The sequence below is a fragment of the Desulfovibrio sp. genome, assembly GCF_035644575.1.
In the GTDB taxonomy this organism is placed as follows: domain Bacteria; phylum Desulfobacterota; class Desulfovibrionia; order Desulfovibrionales; family Desulfovibrionaceae; genus Desulfovibrio.
Genome location: NZ_DASQOG010000147.1, coordinates 1 through 16403, shown reverse-complemented (window position 1 = coordinate 16403; position 16403 = coordinate 1). Strand labels below are relative to the sequence as shown.

The window sequence follows — 16403 nt, the reverse complement described above, 5'->3', positions numbered from 1 at the left end:
GCCCACCGTGTCTTCCACCCCTTCCCGCAAGGGGGAGCATCCGCCATATGAACCTATCGCGCATATTCATTTTACGGCCCATCGCCACTTCACTGCTTATGGTGGCCCTGTTTCTTTCAGGGCTGCTGGGGTACCGCTATCTGCCCGTGGCGGCCCTGCCGCAGATAGATTACCCCACCATCCAGGTTCAGACGCTCTATCCAGGCGCATCGCCCGATGTCATGGCCTCTGTCATCACGGCTCCCCTTGAGCGGCAGTTTGGCCTCATGCCCGGCCTTGTGCAGATGAGTTCCCTTTCCTCCGCCGGGGCTTCGGTGGTGACCCTGCAATTTGATCTTACGCTGGCGCTGGATGTGGCCGAGCAGGAAGTGCAGGCGGCCATCAACGCTGCCAATAACCTGCTGCCCAGCGACCTGCCTTCGCCGCCCATTTACAACAAGGTCAACCCGGCGGATCCCCCGGTTATCACCCTTGCCGTCACCAGCGACGCCATGCCCCTCACCCGGCTGGAAGACCTGGTGGACACACGCATGGCCCAGAAAATTTCCCAGTTGCCCGGCGTGGGCCTTGTGACGCTTTCGGGCGGGCAGCGCCCTGCCGTGCGCGTGCAGGTCAACCCCAAGGCGCTGGCCAATGCGGGCCTTACCCTCGCTGACGTGCGCACGGCCATTTCCAAGGCCAACGTCAACAACGCCAAGGGCAGCTTTGACGGCCCGGAACGGGCCAGTACCATTGACGCCAACGACCAGCTCGCTTCTGCCGATGCCTATGCCGAAGCCATAATCGGTTACAAGGACGGCGGCCCCCTGCGTCTGCGCGATGTGGCCGACGTGGTGGAGGGCGCGGAGAACGCCCGCCTTGCAGCCTATGTGGCAGGGGAGGGCATGAGCTTTCGGCCTGCCATCGTGCTCTCGGTGCAACGCCAGCCAGGAGCCAACGTCATAGACGTTGCGGACAGGGTTTTGCGGCTTCTGCCTGTGCTCAAACAGACCTTGCCCGGCAATGTGGACGTGCGCGTGGTCACAGACCGCACCACCACCATCCGCGCCACTGTGCACGACGTGCAGCTTGAACTGCTGCTGGCTGTGGCGCTGGTGATCTGGGTTATCTGGCTGTTTTTGCGCAATGCCAGAGCAACCATCATTCCCGCTCTGGCGGTGCCGCTTTCGCTGGTGGGCACCCTCGGCGTCATGCATCTTGCCGGGTACTCGCTGAACAATCTCACGCTCATGGCTCTGGTTATCGCCACCGGCTTTGTGGTGGATGACGCCATTGTGGTGATTGAAAATATCTCGCGCTATCTGGAGCAGGGGCAAAAACCCGTGCAGGCAGCCCTGACCGGGGCAGGACAGATAGGCTTTACCATTATTTCGCTGACCATTTCCTTGGTGGCGGTGCTTATCCCACTGCTGTTCATGGGGGATGTGGTGGGGCGGCTGTTCCGCGAATTTGCGGTAACGCTGGCCGTGACCATTCTTATTTCTGCGGTTATTTCGCTCACGCTCACGCCCATGCTCTGCGCCATCATGCTGCGGCCCGAGCAGCATGACGGGGCCCACGCGGAGCAGGGAGACGGCAGGTTTTTTACCCGTCTGCTGGCCTGGTATGAAGAAAAACTCGATTGGGTACTGCAACACCAGAGCCTGACTCTGGCGGTGGCGGTGGGAACGCTGGTGCTCACGGTTCTGTTGTACATTGGCGTACCCAAGGGATTTTTCCCTGTGCAGGATACGGGCGTCATCCAGGGGATGGCCGAAGCTCCGCAGGATACGTCCTTTGAGGCCATGGCCGGGCGGCAACGCCAGCTGGCCGACCTCATACTGCAAGACCCTGCGGTTGAGAGCGTGGTGTTCTTTGTGGGCGTGGACGGCGTCAACCAGAGCATGGGAACTTCGCGCCTTTCGGTGGAACTGAAGCCCCTGGAAGACCGCGATGCCCGCGCGCCCGCCATCGCGCGCCGCATTATGGAAAAATCCACGGCTCTGCCGGGCATGACCCTGTATTTGCAGCCCGTGCAGGATCTGACCATAGAAGACCGCATTTCGCGCACCCAGTACCAGTTTTCGATAGAAGCGCTGGACAGGGATCAGCTGGATCACTGGCTGCCGCGTATTGTGAACGCCCTTGCCCAGCGGCCAGAGCTTGAAATGGTCACCAGCGACTATCAGAATCCGGGCCGCATGGCATGGCTGAACATTAACCGGGACGCCGCCGGCCGCCTTGGCATAAGCATGTCGACCATTGACAACGCCCTGTACGATGCCCTGGGGCAGCGGCTGATTTCAACCATTTTCACGCAAACCAACCAGTACAAGGTAGTGCTTGAAACTGCCCCCCGCTTCCGTATGGGGCCGCAGTCCATTGAAAACATCTATGTTTCGGGCGGCGATGGCAAACCCGTGCCGCTCACAAGCCTGGCAACGCTTGAGGAACGCCCCGTGCGGCTTTCCATTGCGCGTCAGGGGCAGTTCCCGGTGGCGACCATTTCTTTCAACGTGGCGCGCGGCTCTTCGCTGGGCGCGGCGGTCAAGGCCGTGGAAGAAACCGAAAAAGAATTGAAACTGCCCACGGCCCTGCGCACCCAGTTGCAGGGCGCGGCCAAGGCCTTCACAACGTCTACGGACAATCAGGTCTGGCTTATTCTGGCGGCCATCATCACCATGTATATCGTGCTGGGCGTGTTGTACGAAAGTTACGTCCACCCCGTCACCATTCTTTCCACCCTGCCGTCTGCGGGCGTGGGGGCGCTGCTGGCCTTGATACTGGCAGATATGGATCTTGGCGTGGTGGGCATTATCGGCATCATCCTGCTTATCGGCATCGTCAAGAAAAACGCCATCATGATGATCGACTTTGCCCTGGATGCGGAACGCAACGAAGGCAAGGAGCCTCTTGCCGCCATTCGGCAAGCCTGCCTGCTGCGTCTGCGGCCCATTCTCATGACCACTATGGCGGCTCTGCTGGGCGCATTGCCCCTCATGGTCGGCTGGGGCATGGGCGCGGAACTGCGGCGTCCTCTGGGCGTGACCATGGTGGGCGGGCTTATTTTCAGCCAGGCGCTCACCCTGTTTACAACGCCTGTCATCTATCTGTGGTTTGACCGCGTGAGCCGCCGCTTCAAGGGCCATACGGCAGACAGCGGAGCAGGGCAGGACAGAACCACAGCCCGGAGCGAGCCCCCGCAAGAGGCACGGCCATGAGTACCGAGCGGCAAGACGCGGAAAATCCGCCTCTGCAAGGCCGTTCTGCTGAACAGGCCGGCAATGCCGCCACTCCGTCTGGGTCGGAGGCATCTGCCCGCCCTGGCCGTGCGAGCAGGCTCAAAGCCCTGCTGGAGCAGGGCCGCAGGCACCGTTTTGGCCCTGAGGCACTGCCAGCCAACCTTTCTGCGCCTTTCATACGGCGGCCTGTAGCTACGGCCTTATTGACCTTTGCCATTGCCCTTGCGGGCATAGTGGCCTTTGGTCTGTTGCCTGTGGCCCCCCTGCCGCAGGTGGATTTTCCTGTTGTTGTTGTGCGTGCAAAGCTGCCCGGCGCAGGGCCGGAAACCATGGCCGCCACCGTTGCCACACCGTTGGAACGTTCCCTTGGCCGTATTGCTGGCGTGTCGGAAATGACATCCACCAGCTCGCTTTCCAGCACAGAGGTGGTGCTGCAATTCGATCTTGACCGCAATATTGACGGCGCGGCCAGAGACGTGCAGTCGTCCATCAACGCCGCCCGTTCAAATCTGCCCACCATGCCCTCCAACCCCACCTATCGCAAGGTGAACCCGGCGGGCGCGCCCATCATGATTCTGGCCATTTCGTCTGATGTGCTGACCCGCACCCAGCTGTACGACGCGGCCTCAACTGTGCTGGCGCAAAAGATTTCGCAACTGCCGGGCGTGGGCGAAGTTATTGTGGGCGGCGGCGCCCTGCCCGCAGTGCGCGTGGACGTCATCCCCGATGCCCTCAACCGGGCAGGCCTGACCATGAGCGACGTGCGCACGGCTCTTGCGGCGGCCAATGCCTTTATGCCCAAGGGACAGGTGGACAATGGCGGGCAGTACTGGCTGATTGGCGCAAGCGACCAGCTGCGCAAGGCGGAGGACTACAAACCGCTTATTGTTGCCCGCAGGGCAGACAAAATCATACGCCTCTCGGATGTGGCAGAGATCAAGGATGGCCCGGAAGACGTGCGCGCCATGGCTGTTTCGGACGGCAAACCGGCGGTGCTGCTGATTGTGTTTCGTGCGCCGGGGGCCAACATTATTGAAACGGTCGATCAGGTAAAGGAAATGCTGCCGCAGTTGCGTTCGTGGCTGCCCGAAAGCGCCGACCTTGGCCAGAGGCTCGACCGCTCGCTGACCATCCGTGCCTCGTTGCGCGAGGTGGAAAAAAGTCTGGCGCTTTCTATGGCGCTGGTGGTGCTGGTAACCTTTTTGTTTTTGCGCAACGGCAGAGCCACGGCCATTCCTGCGGTGGCGGCTCCCGTGTCATTGCTGGCGACCTTTGGCGTCATGTATCTGTGCGGCTATAGCCTGGATAATCTTTCGCTCATGGCCCTGACGGTTTCCACGGGTTTTGTGGTGGACGACGCCATTGTGGTGCTCGAAAATATCGTGCGACGGCTGGAAATGGGTGAAACTCCCATGCGTGCCGCCCTGCGCGGTGCGCGCGAGGTGGGCTTTACCGTTGTGTCCATTTCCATTTCTCTGGTGGCGGTATTCACGCCCATCCTGTTCATGGGCGGGCTTGTAGGGCGTCTGTTCCGCGAATTTTCTGTGGTGCTCACCACTGCCGTGCTGGTTTCCATGGTGGTTTCGCTGACCACCACACCCATGATGAGCGCCATGCTCTTGCGGCCCATGGCACATGAGGATGCCGCCGCCGCGCAGGCCGCCCGCCTGGGCGCGGGTGGGCTTGCGGGCCTGTGGTGGCGTCTGCTGGCCCGTGTGGGCGACTTCTGGGGTCGGCTGCTTTCCGGCATGCAGCGCGGTTATGCCAACACCCTGCCCGTGGTGCTGCGGCACCCGCGCCTGACCATCTGCTCGTTGCTGGTGGTGATTGCCGCCAACGTGTGGATGTATGTTGTTGTGCCAAAGGGCTTTTTTCCGCAGCAAGATACGGGCGTCATCATGGGCGGCATACGTACTGACCAGAGCTCTTCATTTCAGGCTTCGCAGGCAAAGCTGCGCAAACTTGTAGATGTTATCAAGGCAGACCCGGCGGTGCAGCATGTGTCGGGCAACATAAACAGCGGGCGCGGGGGCGGCGGCGGGGTATTTATCGCCCTGAAACCTCTTTCGGAACGCAAGCTCGACGCCATGGCTGTAATCGGGCGGCTGCGCGGCAAGCTTGTCTCCGAGCCGGGCATGCAGATTTTTTTGCAGCCCGCGCAGGACATCATGATGGGCGGGCGTGGTGCGCGCTCGCAGTATCAGTACACCTTGCAGGCAGACAACCTGGAAGATCTGCGCACGTGGGGCCGCAAGCTGCAAAGGGCTGTGGCCGCCAACCCGCTGTTCAAGGACGTGGACAGCGATATCGAAGAACGCGGGCTTGAAACCATGGTCAAGGTGGATCGTGATGCCCTGGCCCGTTACGGCCTGAGCATGAAGGATGTGGACGCCGCCCTTGGCAATGCCTTTGGGCAAAGTCAGGCCTCGACCATCTATCAGGATAAAAACCAGTATCATGTGGTGCTGGAATACAGGCCGGACTGGCTGGCCGGAGCCGATGCCCTTGGCAAGGTGCGCCTGCCGGGCACGAACGGCCTTGTGCCGTTGCTCAGCGTCGCCACGGTGGTTCCCGCTTTTGCGCCTCTTTCTGTGGCGCATCAGGGGCAGTTTGCCGCAGTGACCATCTCTTTCAACCTTGCATCCGGCGTTTCGCTTTCGCAGGCACAGGAGGCTCTGGCTGCCATCAAGGCGGAACTTGCCATGCCGTCTTCTGTGGTGAGCGGTTTTCAGGGCACGGCAAAAATGTTCAGCGATACCGCTGGCAATCAGGTTGTGCTGGTGCTGGCGGCACTGGCCGCACTGTATATTGTGCTGGGTATGCTTTATGAAAGCCTCATCCATCCGTTGACTATTCTTTCAACTTTGCCTTCGGCGGGCGGCGGGGCCTTGCTGGCCTTGATGGCCTGCGGCATGGAGTTCAGCGTCATTGCCCTTATCGGCGTGTTGCTGCTCTGCGGCATTGTCAAAAAGAACGCCATCATGATGATCGACTTTGCCCTGGAGGCTTCACGCACGCGCAATCTGCCGCCGGATAAAGCGATTTTTGAGGCCTGCATGCTGCGCTTCCGGCCCATCATGATGACCACGGCAGCGGCCATCCTGGGCGCTGTGCCTCTGGCCCTGGGACACGGCGATGGCGCGGAAATCCGTCAGCCCCTGGGCGTCACCATCGTGGGCGGCCTGCTGGTCAGCCAGTTGCTGACGCTCTACACGACTCCTGTGGTCTATCTGTGCCTTGACCGTCTGAGCCGCCGCTTCAACCTTTGGCGCAAGACACGGCGTCGCTCAGTGGTCCGGCAGAGCAAGGAAATCATAGTCAAACCATAAGTTTTCTGCGCAGCCCCATTGCCCTTTGCGTTCATTTAAGAAAGGATATGGTCATTCCCCCACCTGCGATCCAGCGAGGAATGTCATGTACCACCACACGCTGCACATCCTGCTGCTCTGTTCCGAGCCTTTGCTGGAGGCTTCGTTGCGCGCTGCCGCGCCGCGCCCCGGTTTTGCCCATATAGTCACTGCCGTTCATGATCCGGAATCTGACGTTCAGGCCCAATGCGCCGGGGCCGATATCGTGTTGCTGGACGCTCCGTGGCTTGAGCATCTGCCCGCCATGCGCCGCGCTGCAAGATCGGGCGCCCTTTTCATCTTTGCGGGCGAGACCCAGCCTGAGGCAGAATATCTGCCGCTGCTTGATGATGTATGGCTTGGCCCTGCAAGCAGTATTCTGCATGATTTCCACGTGGCGCGCCTGCTTGATGCCGTGCGCCAGCACCGGGAACATGACCTCGCAACCCTGCACCTGAACACCGTTATTGACCTGACCACTGACCTTGTGTGGTTCAAGGATACCAAGGGCGCGCACGTAAAGGTGAACGAAGCCTTTTGCCGTCTTGTGGGCAAGAGCCGTGAGGTAGTTGAAGGGCGCGGGCATTACTTCATATGGGATCTTGAGCCGGAGGAATACGCGCAGGGTGAATTTGTCTGTCTTGAGACGGATCAGATCGTCATGAACTCACGCGAGGTGGGGGTTTTTGACGAGGTGGTCAAGGCCCCGCAGGGCATGCGCCAGTTCAAGACCCGCAAGGCTCCCCTGGTCAATGCCGACGGCAGCGTTATGGGAACCGTGGGCATTGCCCGCGATGTGACCGACATTGCCAACATGACTGCGGAGCTTGACCTCATTTTGCAAAGCATACCCTATGCTGTCATGCTTCTGGATGCGGACAGACGTATTGTCAATTTTAATGAGCGGTTCAGGAGGTTGTTTGGCGTTGCCGACCACGAGGACATCATCGGCGTGAAGCGGGAGGATTTTCGCAAACGGGCCATTGACCGCCTTGGTTTTACACGCAACGGAAAGCACGTCAAAATGCGGTCAGCCGTGGATGGACACGAGCGCGCTATTGATATGTATGAGGAGGATATCCTCGACATCTTCAATAATGTGATCGGCATGATCTGCATCTACCGGGATGTGACCCGGCAGCGGCAATTTGAAAAGCGTCTGAAAGAGCGGGCCAATACGGATGAACTGACGGGCCTTTTCAACCGTCATTATTTTTTCAGGCAAATACCTGTTACCATGCCTCTGGGTGCGGGGCTTGCCTATGTGGATCTGGACAACTTCAAGCACGTCAACGACAGGTACGGCCACTATACGGGCGACAAAGCTCTGATGTTGACGGCCCAGTTATTGCGCAAGCACTTGCGGGGGGCGGTGATCGCCCGCTTGGGCGGGGATGAGTTCGCCGCTTACTTTCCCGAAGGGTGTACGGAAGAAAACCTGTGCACCTGCGCCAGCGATCTGCTGGCCTCCATGATTGAAGCGTATGATGCGCACGAGGCGTATCAGGGGCTTTCGGCCAGCATTGGCGTTGCGCTGGTCGAGGATCAGGGCCTTTCGCGCGAGGATCTGGTGCGTCGGGGCGATCTGGCCATGTATACGGCAAAGCGCCTTGGCAAAAGACGCTACTGTTTTTACACAACCAGCCTTGAGTAGCGGGCAGAGCGTTCCCTGTGGAAACGCCCTGCCGGCACAGGGCAGACACGGGCCGGATACGGGCCGGATTCGGGTGCAGACCATGCGTGTTCCAGCATTTGAGCTTGAAGTGTTTTTTGGTAAATACGAATTTTCCACGCCATATCTTCTGGCGCAGTCAGACTGCGAGGCCATGAGCATTGACGCACTCCTGGGATTGGAGCCGGATGCGGTCTCAGCCCGGCAGGATTTTTTGAACACCGGCCTTGGCTATGGCGAAAACAACGGCAGGCCCGATCTTCGCCGCGCGGTGGCGGGCCTGTACGCAAACATGCCCGAAGAAAACGTGGTGCTGTTCACCGGCGCGCAGGAGGGCATTTTTGCCTGCATGAATACCCTGCTTGAGCCGGGCGACCATGTGGTGTGCATGTTCCCCGCCTATCAGTCCTTGTATGAAGTGGCCCGAAGCATGGGCTGCCACGTGGACCTCTGGCATTTGCGGCAGACGAAGCAGGGCTGGCAGGGAGATATGGACGAACTGGCCGCACTGTTGCGGCCCGACACCAAGGCTATTGTGCTCAATACGCCGAACAATCCCACGGGCTTTACCCTGAACCGGGAACAGGCCGACAGGTTGTGCGAATTGGCCCGTCAGCGTGGTGCCTGGATTTTCTGCGATGAAGTCTATCGGGGTTTGGGCTGGAACGCGCCAAGCGTAGGTGCAGAAGGCGCTCCCGGGTCGCAGCAGGCAGGCGACAACGCACCCTGGATTGCAGACGCGTACGAAAGGGGTATTTCACTCGGCGTGCTCAGCAAGGCCTATGGCCTGCCGGGTTTGCGCGTGGGCTGGCTGGCCTGCCGGGACAGCGCGCTGATGGAAGGCGTGGCGCGCTATAAAAACTATCTGAGCATTTGCGGAGCAACGCCCTCGGAGGCGCTGTCACTTGTGGCTCTGCGACATGGGGAACATCTGCTGGCAAAAAACCGGGCTATTATCAGCGAGAACCTCAAGACAGCAGACGCTTTTTTTGCCCGTCATGCCCGGATGTTTACGTATAACCGCCCAGCGGCTGGCCCCATTGGCTTTCCGCGTATGCGGCTGAGCGAGCCTGTGGGCGATTTTTGTGAAAGGCTGGCCCATGAAGCCGGGGTTTTGCTGTTGCCTGGTTCGGTATATGGCATCAAGGAGCCGTATTTCCGCATAGGCTATGGCCGCAAAAGTTTTGCGGCTCACCTTGCCCGGTTTGAGGAATGGCTGGTGAAAACGGGCCTAGCATAGAACTGGCTTAAAGTGTTTCGGGCTTGCCCTGCCACCATATGCAACAAACCCCGCGAGGCCTTGCCTTGCGGGGTTTGTTTTCAGAACTGGGGAACAGCGCTGTCTTTGCCTGCAATGACGGCATCAAGATACCGCGCCCATGCTTCGCCAATGGCAAAAAGTTTTTCGCGGGGGATTGCCGCGCTGTCATACGTAATCAGTATGGAGCCGCTGACGCTGTTGCCCTCCACAGCGTGTACTCCATTGATGGCCTCCATTTTCTCGCGGGCCAGCCGTAGAACGCTTTCGTGCCGCAGGGCGGGATGGCGTATGCGCACCCTGCCGTCCACAAAACTGCGCACATACCTAAGCAGATGGATGGCGTTCATAATAGAACTCCTCGCCGGGCAGGCTTTTCGGCAGGTGAGGGCGCATGGCGTTAAGGGCAACTCCCAGTGTGGTCAGGTTGTGCAGCAGGGCGGAAACGCCCGGCCCAAGAACCATGAACAGACCTCCCATCAGGAAAAGGCTGTTGAGGGTCATTGTGGCCACAAAGTTTCCGTGGATGCGGCGCAGTGTGTGGTTGCCCAGCAGGCGGGCGCTGACCAGCCCCTCAAGGCTGGGATGGGTCAGCAGCACGTTGGCAACTTCGCGGGCCAAGTCTGTTCCATCGCTCATGGCAACGCCCACATGCGCCGCTGACAGGGCAGGGGCGTCGTTGATGCCGTCGCCCACCATGAGCACCCTGCAGCCTTCTGCCGCCAGTTCCTGCACAATGTGGGCTTTGTCCGTGGGCAGCACCTGAGCGCGAAATTCCGTAATGCCCACCTGCGCAGCCACGGCTCTGGCCGTGCGCTCGTCATCGCCCGTCAGCATGAGCACCCGGCGCATGCCAAGGCCGCGCATGGCTTCAACCACGTGTGCCGCCTCGGGCCGCAGGGGGTCTTCAATGGACACCAGACCAGCAGCCCGCCCGTCCTCGCTCATGAACAGCAGGGAGCGGCCAAGCTCGGTTTGCTGGCCGATGGCTTCCGCAAGGGGCGAAAGGTCAACGCCCTCATCGTGCTCAATGTAGTGGCGGCTGCCCACCCGCATTTTTTTGCCGTGCAGCGTGGAGGCAACGCCGTGCGCCACCACGTACTCCACATGGGCGTGTTCCTCTGCGTGTTGCAGGCCTTCTTCCTCAGCCTTGCGCACAACGGCGCGGGCCACTGGGTGGGGGAAATGTTCTTCAAGGCAGGCCATGATACGCAGCACTTCATCACGTTCAAAGCCTGGGGCCGGGATAACTTCCACAACCTTGGGGCTGGCCTGGGTGAGGGTGCCAGTTTTGTCAAAGACCAGCGTATCAGCTTCGCTCAGGGCCTCAAGGTAGCGGCCGCCCTTGATGGCAATGCCGTGTCGCGCGCCTTCGCGCATGGAGGCCAGTACAGCCAGTGGCGTGGCAAGCTTGAGAGCGCACGAGTAGTCCACCAGCAGCACGGAAGATGCACGGCGGAAATCACGGGTGATCAGCCACACAAGCCCGGCAAGGCCAAAGGTGAAGGGGACCGCCAAGTCAGCCAGACGTTCAAACTTGCCCTGCACGCCCGCCTTGAGCGATTCAGACTCTTCAATAAATTTTACAACCTGACGCAGGCGTGTGCCATCACCCACATGGCGGGCGCGGATCACAAGCCGTCCTTCTTCAAGGGCAGTGCCTGCGTATACAGAAGCACCCTCTGTGCGGCGCACGCCAAGGGGTTCGCCGGTCATGGACGACTGGTTCACAAGGCCGCAGCCCTCCGCAACCTCGCCGTCAACAGGGATGGAGCCGCCCGCATGCACAACAACCAGATCCCCTTCCCGCACCTGAGCCAAGGGGACGGAAACTTCTGTGCCGTCCACCAAAAGCCAGACATTTTCCACATTCAGGGCAAGGCTTTCGGTCAGCGAAGCCATGGAGCGGCGTCTTGTCCAGTCTTCAAGGGTCTCGCCCAGTCCCAGCAGCAGAGTAAGCATGCTGACCGTGCGGAAGTCGCCCATGATGAGCGATGCGCCAATGGCGGCAGCGTCCAGAACGTCAACGCTCAAGGTGCCGCGCAAAAGCGCGCCCAGGCCTTTGAACAAAAAGGGCAGCGCGCCCATGACGCTGTTGAATACGCGCAGTGCCAGCGGCAAAAAGGGGCGCACGAAAACATAACGCACCAAGGGCATGAGCCCCTGGCTGGGCGAAAGCGCGCTTTCATAATGTTGCCCCTGAATATCAAACTGACCGCCTGCATCAGCCGCGCCTACCAGCAAGGTGAGGGCGGTAACGCGGGTTTCTTCGTTGTCATAAAAAATCAGCAGGCTGCCGATCAGGGCATTGGCGCGCACTTCGGAAATGCCCTCGAGCGATTCCAGGGCACCAGCCAGAGCCTCTATGCGGCCTTCGCCGAGGCAGCTCGATGCGCGCACACGCATTCTGCCGGATTCAGGCGTTGTGATGCCACGCAATTCATGAACAATAAAAAAACGCATGCGCGCTCCTTGAAGCGAGGCTGCCTGGGCCTCACTGTCCTGAACGATCCTCTGTATATACGGGAGGATGGAGGTTTGTGTGCCGCCCGAATGCTCGGGCGGCACTGGCAGCTTCAGCGCCGAAAAAAGGCGCTGCAAACAACTGCGGGATTAGGCCTCGGAGGCGTCCTTGGAGGTCTTGCGCTTTTCAGCGGCAAGGCGGGCCTCGGCGGTGAGGTCTTCCACATCTTCCTTGATGGCTTCAACCTTGCTCAGTAGGGCGTCTTTCACGTCCATGCCGCGGCTCAAAAGGTCAGTGGCCAGGGGCTTGAAATCCAGCTTGCCCTTGCTTACGGCCACCGCGCCGAGCACGCCCAGGGCAACGCCGCCCAGAAACCACAATCCACACTTCATGCCTTCGTTCATTTTCCTTCTCCTTGCTCGTGTGTGTCCAGATTCGGTCAGCGATTCCAGCATGCGGCAGATGGCCGAATCAAGATAACAGTCCAGCTTCCGTCCGGTCGCTCTATTGCGACCGGACGGTAAAACTGGCAGATTTTAGGGTAGAATGCTTAGATAAAAGCTAGCTGGACGCGCCGGAAAGGTCAACTTTGATAAAGTCAGCCTCGCTGTTGCGCAGGGAGATGGTTACGCCTGAAAGGCGCAATGCGACAGGATCCTTAAGGGGCGCGCGGCCTACGATGGAAACCGTGGTGCCGGGGATAAGACCCATATCGCGGATGCGACGGTTCATTTCGCCGAGGGCTTCAACGGCTGCAATCTTTCCCTGCTGTCCTACTTGCATCTGACGCAGATTGACAATCTGGCTCATGCGTGCACTCTCTATGTTTGATGCTGGTGGCAAATTTGTTCAATGGTTTTTTGACCATTCTGGATAACAGCACGGGGTGTACCCTTGCTGTTATCCGCAAAACAACCTTGCCTTCATTACGGTTCTGTGTCAAGAGAAAAGAAAGTCGTTTTCAAATTTGATGACAGATCAGGGCTTTAGTCCTGCAACAAGGAGAGGCCATGTTTCCTCAATATGTAGCACATAGTATGGAAGGCCGGGCGCGCCTGCGCCATCCGGCGCTGAGCGACCTTGCCGTGCGCAGCGCTGTGCAGAAAACGCTTGGCAATGAGAAAGACGTGCTCGAGGTTCGCCCTGGCTCTGAATCAATGCTTCTGTTTCTGAAGCCCGGCGTGGACCTTGCCAGCCTGTGCCAGCGGCTGGAACAGAGTGTGCCGGTTCTGGCCCGTTCTCAGGCTGAGGTCGCAGCCGAGTTGCGCGCCACGGCACGCGCCCAGCGGTGTGAGCAGTGGCGCAGCAAGGGCTGCGACAAAAGCGCAGCTGCAAACAAGGGGTTTTCTTCAGGCAGCAGAGGCGACAAGAGAAATATTCTGGGCATTTCGCAGCGCAAGCTGGAGGTTCGGGCCATGCTGGGCGTGGCAGGGGTGTGCCTTGCTTCCGGCCTGTCCGGGCCCAAGCCGCTGCATCTGCTGGCGGGCCTTGCCTGGGCCTTGATGGCCAGCCGCCACGTGTGGGTTCGGCGCAAGGCTGTTTAATGAAAGCTTCCGTTGAACGTGTGCGCGCCGCCTGCGCGCGCTGCGCCGCATTTGCAGGCAAGTGGCTGCTGACGATTTTTGTGGCAGTGGCAGCCTTTGCCCTTGCGGCGCAGGCTTTGGCTCTCGTGCTGGCGGCCCTTGCCCTCTTGCTGATTGCCTTGTGCCTTGCCTCCATGTGCATGCCTGAAGAAAGCCGGGCCGTGTGGGCGTGGATGCGTGATACGCTGGGGCGCTGGAGCGCTGTGGCTGGAACGGATAAGGCGGATGGGGCGCAATCGCCCGCAGAACCAATGCAGGGTGAACCGCCGCAGAATGAATCGGCGCAAAATGAACCGGTGCAGGCGGCAGGTGCCAATCTGCAAGACTCGCAGGGCGGCGACTCCCGGCGGGAAGAATCATCAAAGTAGCCAGCACCTTTCAGAGAAATCTGTAAATCCGCAGTCAGCTTCGGGCCACGCCGTAGCGCCTTGGTCTGGCTGGCGATTGGCGGCAGGGGGCTGACGCAGAACGTCCTCCTTTTGTAGGCCCGCGTTCAGCGTTCGCCTCAATACCCAGAGTGATCCTGCGGTCAGGCCATTTTACCAGTCTGGCTTTACTGTATCTCAGACAGCAGCACACCCCCGCGATGGCACAATCTGCGGGGGTGTGCTGTTTTGCCGGGACGTTGAGGGTGCGCCCCGGTTAGAGTGCAAAGCCGCTCCGGGCAGCCCTGCACCTGAAGTATCAGACTTGCGCGGTTTCGGCAGCGCCTTCGGGGGCGCTTTCCGTCTCGTGCCTGCCTGCAACAAGGTTGCGGTGTCCTTCAATTATTTTGCCGATGACTTCCGGTTCTGCCAGCGAAGTGGTGTCGCCGATGTCTTCGTAGCTGTCGCCAGCGATCTTGCGCAGCATACGGCGGATGATCTTGCCCGAGGTGGTCTTGGGCATGGCGTCCACGAACTGGATGAATTCCGGGCTGGCAAGCGCGCCGATGTCGCGGCGCACGGCATCGCGCAGTTTTACGCGCAGTTGGGCGCTCCACGGCACTTCATCCCGCGTAACCACGTAGGCATAGATGCCTTCGCCCTTAAGGGCGTGGGGCATGGGCACCACAGCTGCTTCGCCCACTTCGGGGCAGGCAGCCAGCACGGCTTCGATTTCTGCCGTGGAGAGCCGGTGCCCCGACACGTTGATCGAGTCGTCCACGCGGCCCAGAATCCAGAAGTAGCCGTCCTGATCAACTTCTGCCGCATCGCCTGACGAATAGCAGCCGAAGCGTGAGAAGTAGGACTGGTACTTTTCCTCATCATTATACACGCCCTGCATCATGCCGGGCCAGGGGCGGCGGATGACCAGATGCCCGGCCTTGCTGCCCGCTTCAGCTTCGTCCCCGTCACGCGAGGCAGTGCCAATAACCGCAGCGTCAATGCCGGGCAGGGGCTTGGAGGCCGAGCCGGGCTTGAGCTTGGTGGCATAGGGCATGGGGGCGATCATGGCGCCGCCGGTTTCGGTCTGCCACCATGTGTCCACGATGGGCAGTTCGCCGCCGCCGATATTCTTATGGTACCACTGCCATGCCTCGGGGTTGATGGGCTCGCCCACGCTGCCGAGAATGCGCAGGCTGCGCAGGTCGTAGCGCTCTGTCCAGGCCTCGTTCATGCGCATGAGCGAGCGGATGACCGTGGGCGCGGTATAGAAGATGTTGACCCGGAAGTTCTCTACAATGCGCCAGTAGCGGTCAGGGTAGGGCCATGTGGGCACGCCTTCAAACATCAGCGTGGTTGCCCCAAGCGAAAGCGGCCCGTACACGCCATAGGTGTGGCCTGTGATCCAGCCTGCATCTGCCGTGCACCAGTACACGTCGTCGTCGCGCATGTCGAAGCACCACTGCGTGGAGTGCGCCGCGTATGTGAGGTAGCCGCCCGTGGAATGCATGACGCCCGTGGGCTTGCCCGTGCTGCCGCTTGTGTGCAGCAGAAAGAGCGTGTCGTTGGCGTCCATGGGTTCGCAGGGGAAGTCCGGGTTAAGGGTAAAGTCATCGATCAGGTCATGCCACCACACATCGCGGTTGCGCTGCATGTTCACGCCGTCAATGCCGGCATGCTTGACCACAACCACGTGCGCCACGGAGGGGCACTTTTCAAGGATGGGATCAAGATTGGCCTTGAGGGGCTTGAACTTGCCCCCGCGCACCGCGGCGTCCGCCGTGATGACAACGCGGGCTTTGCAACCCTGAATACGGCTGCGAACGCCGCCCTCCGCATAGCCGGAAAAGATGGCCGTGTGGATGGCGCCAATGCGGGCGCAGGCGAGCATGGCGATAAAAAGTTCCGGAATCATGGGCATGTACAAAGCCACATGATCGCCCTTGCGGATGCGCAGCGAACTCAAAGCATGCGCAACGCGGCACACTTCAGTATAAAGCATCTGGTAGGTGTAGCAGCGAACGTCTGTTTCTTTTTCGCCCTGCCAGATAAGCGCGGCCTTGTTGCGCCGCCCAGAGATGAGGTGCCTGTCGATACAGTTAAAGGAGGCATTAAGTTTGCCGCCCGTAAACCACTTGTATTTATGGTTTACCTCATCTGCTTCCAGCACTTTGTCCCAGCGTTTGAACCAATGGATCAACTGCGATGCTCGCGCACCCCAAAAGTCGTTGGGGTCTTCCAGTGCGCGGCTGCAGAGAGCGTCATATTCTTCTGGCCCACATACCCATGCAGAAGTTTTGCCGTGCTCAGGTGGAAGATAGCTGCGGTTCTCATTTAACAGCGTTGTGATCCTTTCCTGGGACATGATTAAATCCTCCCTCCTGTGTGTTGCATAGAATTTCTAGAGGTGAAATAATTCCATGGTACAGCACTAAAAATATTTTAGAGAGGCGTCAAGAGCCCGGAATTGATTGATCTTTCAGTCATGCCTGT

Annotated in this window: 11 protein-coding genes; 6 read left to right on the top strand and 5 right to left on the bottom strand. The window is 59.8% G+C overall.

The window, feature by feature from the left end:
• Positions 1-47: 47 nt before the first annotated feature.
• The 4 genes from VEZ52_RS08385 (at position 48) to VEZ52_RS08370 (ending at position 9480) form a co-directional block, all read left to right on the top strand.
• Positions 48-3200 (top strand): MdtB/MuxB family multidrug efflux RND transporter permease subunit, encoded by a 3153-nt coding sequence (locus VEZ52_RS08385; protein ID WP_324836421.1) that lies wholly within the window; start codon positions 48-50, stop codon positions 3198-3200.
• Positions 3197-6550 (top strand): efflux RND transporter permease subunit, encoded by a 3354-nt coding sequence (locus VEZ52_RS08380; protein WP_324836420.1) that lies wholly within the window; start codon positions 3197-3199, stop codon positions 6548-6550. The genes VEZ52_RS08385 and VEZ52_RS08380 overlap by 4 nt, the downstream gene beginning before the upstream one ends.
• Positions 6551-6635: 85 nt before the next feature.
• A complete protein-coding gene (locus VEZ52_RS08375) occupies positions 6636-8222 on the top strand; it encodes a diguanylate cyclase (protein ID WP_324836419.1) in 1587 nt (528 codons plus the stop codon).
• A gap of 82 nt (positions 8223-8304) precedes the next feature.
• Positions 8305-9480, top strand: coding sequence for an aminotransferase class I/II-fold pyridoxal phosphate-dependent enzyme (locus tag VEZ52_RS08370; RefSeq protein WP_324836418.1), 1176 nt, complete (start codon positions 8305-8307; stop codon positions 9478-9480).
• Positions 9481-9560: 80 nt separating this feature from the next.
• On the opposite strand, the gene VEZ52_RS08365 is transcribed toward VEZ52_RS08370, so the two are convergent.
• The 4 genes from VEZ52_RS08365 to VEZ52_RS08350 all read right to left on the bottom strand — a co-directional run bounded on the left by VEZ52_RS08365 (position 9561) and on the right by VEZ52_RS08350 (position 12772).
• Complete coding sequence (locus VEZ52_RS08365) at positions 9561-9848, bottom strand: HMA2 domain-containing protein (protein ID WP_324836417.1); 288 nt, start codon at positions 9846-9848, stop codon at positions 9561-9563.
• Positions 9826-11961 (bottom strand): heavy metal translocating P-type ATPase, encoded by a 2136-nt coding sequence (locus VEZ52_RS08360; protein WP_324836416.1) that lies wholly within the window; start codon positions 11959-11961, stop codon positions 9826-9828. Before VEZ52_RS08360 ends, VEZ52_RS08365 begins: the two co-directional genes overlap by 23 nt.
• A gap of 150 nt (positions 11962-12111) precedes the next feature.
• The gene (locus VEZ52_RS08355) at positions 12112-12366 is read right to left on the bottom strand and encodes a hypothetical protein (protein WP_240824082.1); all 255 of its coding nucleotides are present in this window, start codon (positions 12364-12366) and stop codon (positions 12112-12114) included.
• 157 nt (positions 12367-12523) lie between these two features.
• Positions 12524-12772 (bottom strand): FeoA family protein, encoded by a 249-nt coding sequence (locus tag VEZ52_RS08350; protein WP_022658134.1) that lies wholly within the window; start codon positions 12770-12772, stop codon positions 12524-12526.
• Between the two features lie 200 nt (positions 12773-12972).
• On the opposite strand from VEZ52_RS08350, the gene VEZ52_RS08345 reads away from it, so the two are divergent.
• Both VEZ52_RS08345 and VEZ52_RS08340 read left to right on the top strand, forming a co-directional pair.
• Positions 12973-13506, top strand: a complete 534-nt coding sequence (locus VEZ52_RS08345; protein WP_324836415.1) for a hypothetical protein — start codon at positions 12973-12975, stop codon at positions 13504-13506.
• Positions 13506-13913 carry a hypothetical protein gene (locus VEZ52_RS08340; protein ID WP_324836414.1) on the top strand — a complete coding sequence of 136 codons (408 nt, stop codon included), beginning with the start codon at positions 13506-13508 and terminating at the stop codon, positions 13911-13913. Before VEZ52_RS08345 ends, VEZ52_RS08340 begins: the two co-directional genes overlap by 1 nt.
• Before the next feature lie 316 nt (positions 13914-14229).
• Here VEZ52_RS08340 and acs read toward each other — a convergent pair whose 3' ends face one another.
• Positions 14230-16275: an acetate--CoA ligase gene (gene acs / locus VEZ52_RS08335; RefSeq protein ID WP_291446271.1), complete on the bottom strand. Its 2046-nt coding sequence runs from the start codon at positions 16273-16275 to the stop codon at positions 14230-14232.
• Between the last annotated feature and the right edge of the window lie 128 nt (positions 16276-16403).

Excerpts from the sequence above, each read along its gene's own strand:
- VEZ52_RS08345 (WP_324836415.1), top strand. The coding sequence starts at position 12,973 with ATGTTTCCTCAATATGTAGCACATAGTATGGAAGGCCGGGCGCGCCTG.
- VEZ52_RS08370 (WP_324836418.1), top strand. The coding sequence starts at position 8,305 with ATGCGTGTTCCAGCATTTGAGCTTGAAGTGTTTTTTGGTAAATACGAA.
- VEZ52_RS08380 (WP_324836420.1), top strand. The coding sequence starts at position 3,197 with ATGAGTACCGAGCGGCAAGACGCGGAAAATCCGCCTCTGCAAGGCCGT.
- VEZ52_RS08350 (WP_022658134.1), bottom strand. The coding sequence starts at position 12,772 with ATGAGCCAGATTGTCAATCTGCGTCAGATGCAAGTAGGACAGCAGGGA.
- VEZ52_RS08375 (WP_324836419.1), top strand. The coding sequence starts at position 6,636 with ATGTACCACCACACGCTGCACATCCTGCTGCTCTGTTCCGAGCCTTTG.
- VEZ52_RS08340 (WP_324836414.1), top strand. The coding sequence starts at position 13,506 with ATGAAAGCTTCCGTTGAACGTGTGCGCGCCGCCTGCGCGCGCTGCGCC.
- VEZ52_RS08385 (WP_324836421.1), top strand. The coding sequence starts at position 48 with ATGAACCTATCGCGCATATTCATTTTACGGCCCATCGCCACTTCACTG.
- acs (WP_291446271.1), bottom strand. The coding sequence starts at position 16,275 with ATGTCCCAGGAAAGGATCACAACGCTGTTAAATGAGAACCGCAGCTAT.
- VEZ52_RS08360 (WP_324836416.1), bottom strand. The coding sequence starts at position 11,961 with ATGCGTTTTTTTATTGTTCATGAATTGCGTGGCATCACAACGCCTGAA.
- VEZ52_RS08355 (WP_240824082.1), bottom strand. The coding sequence starts at position 12,366 with ATGAACGAAGGCATGAAGTGTGGATTGTGGTTTCTGGGCGGCGTTGCC.
- VEZ52_RS08365 (WP_324836417.1), bottom strand. The coding sequence starts at position 9,848 with ATGAACGCCATCCATCTGCTTAGGTATGTGCGCAGTTTTGTGGACGGC.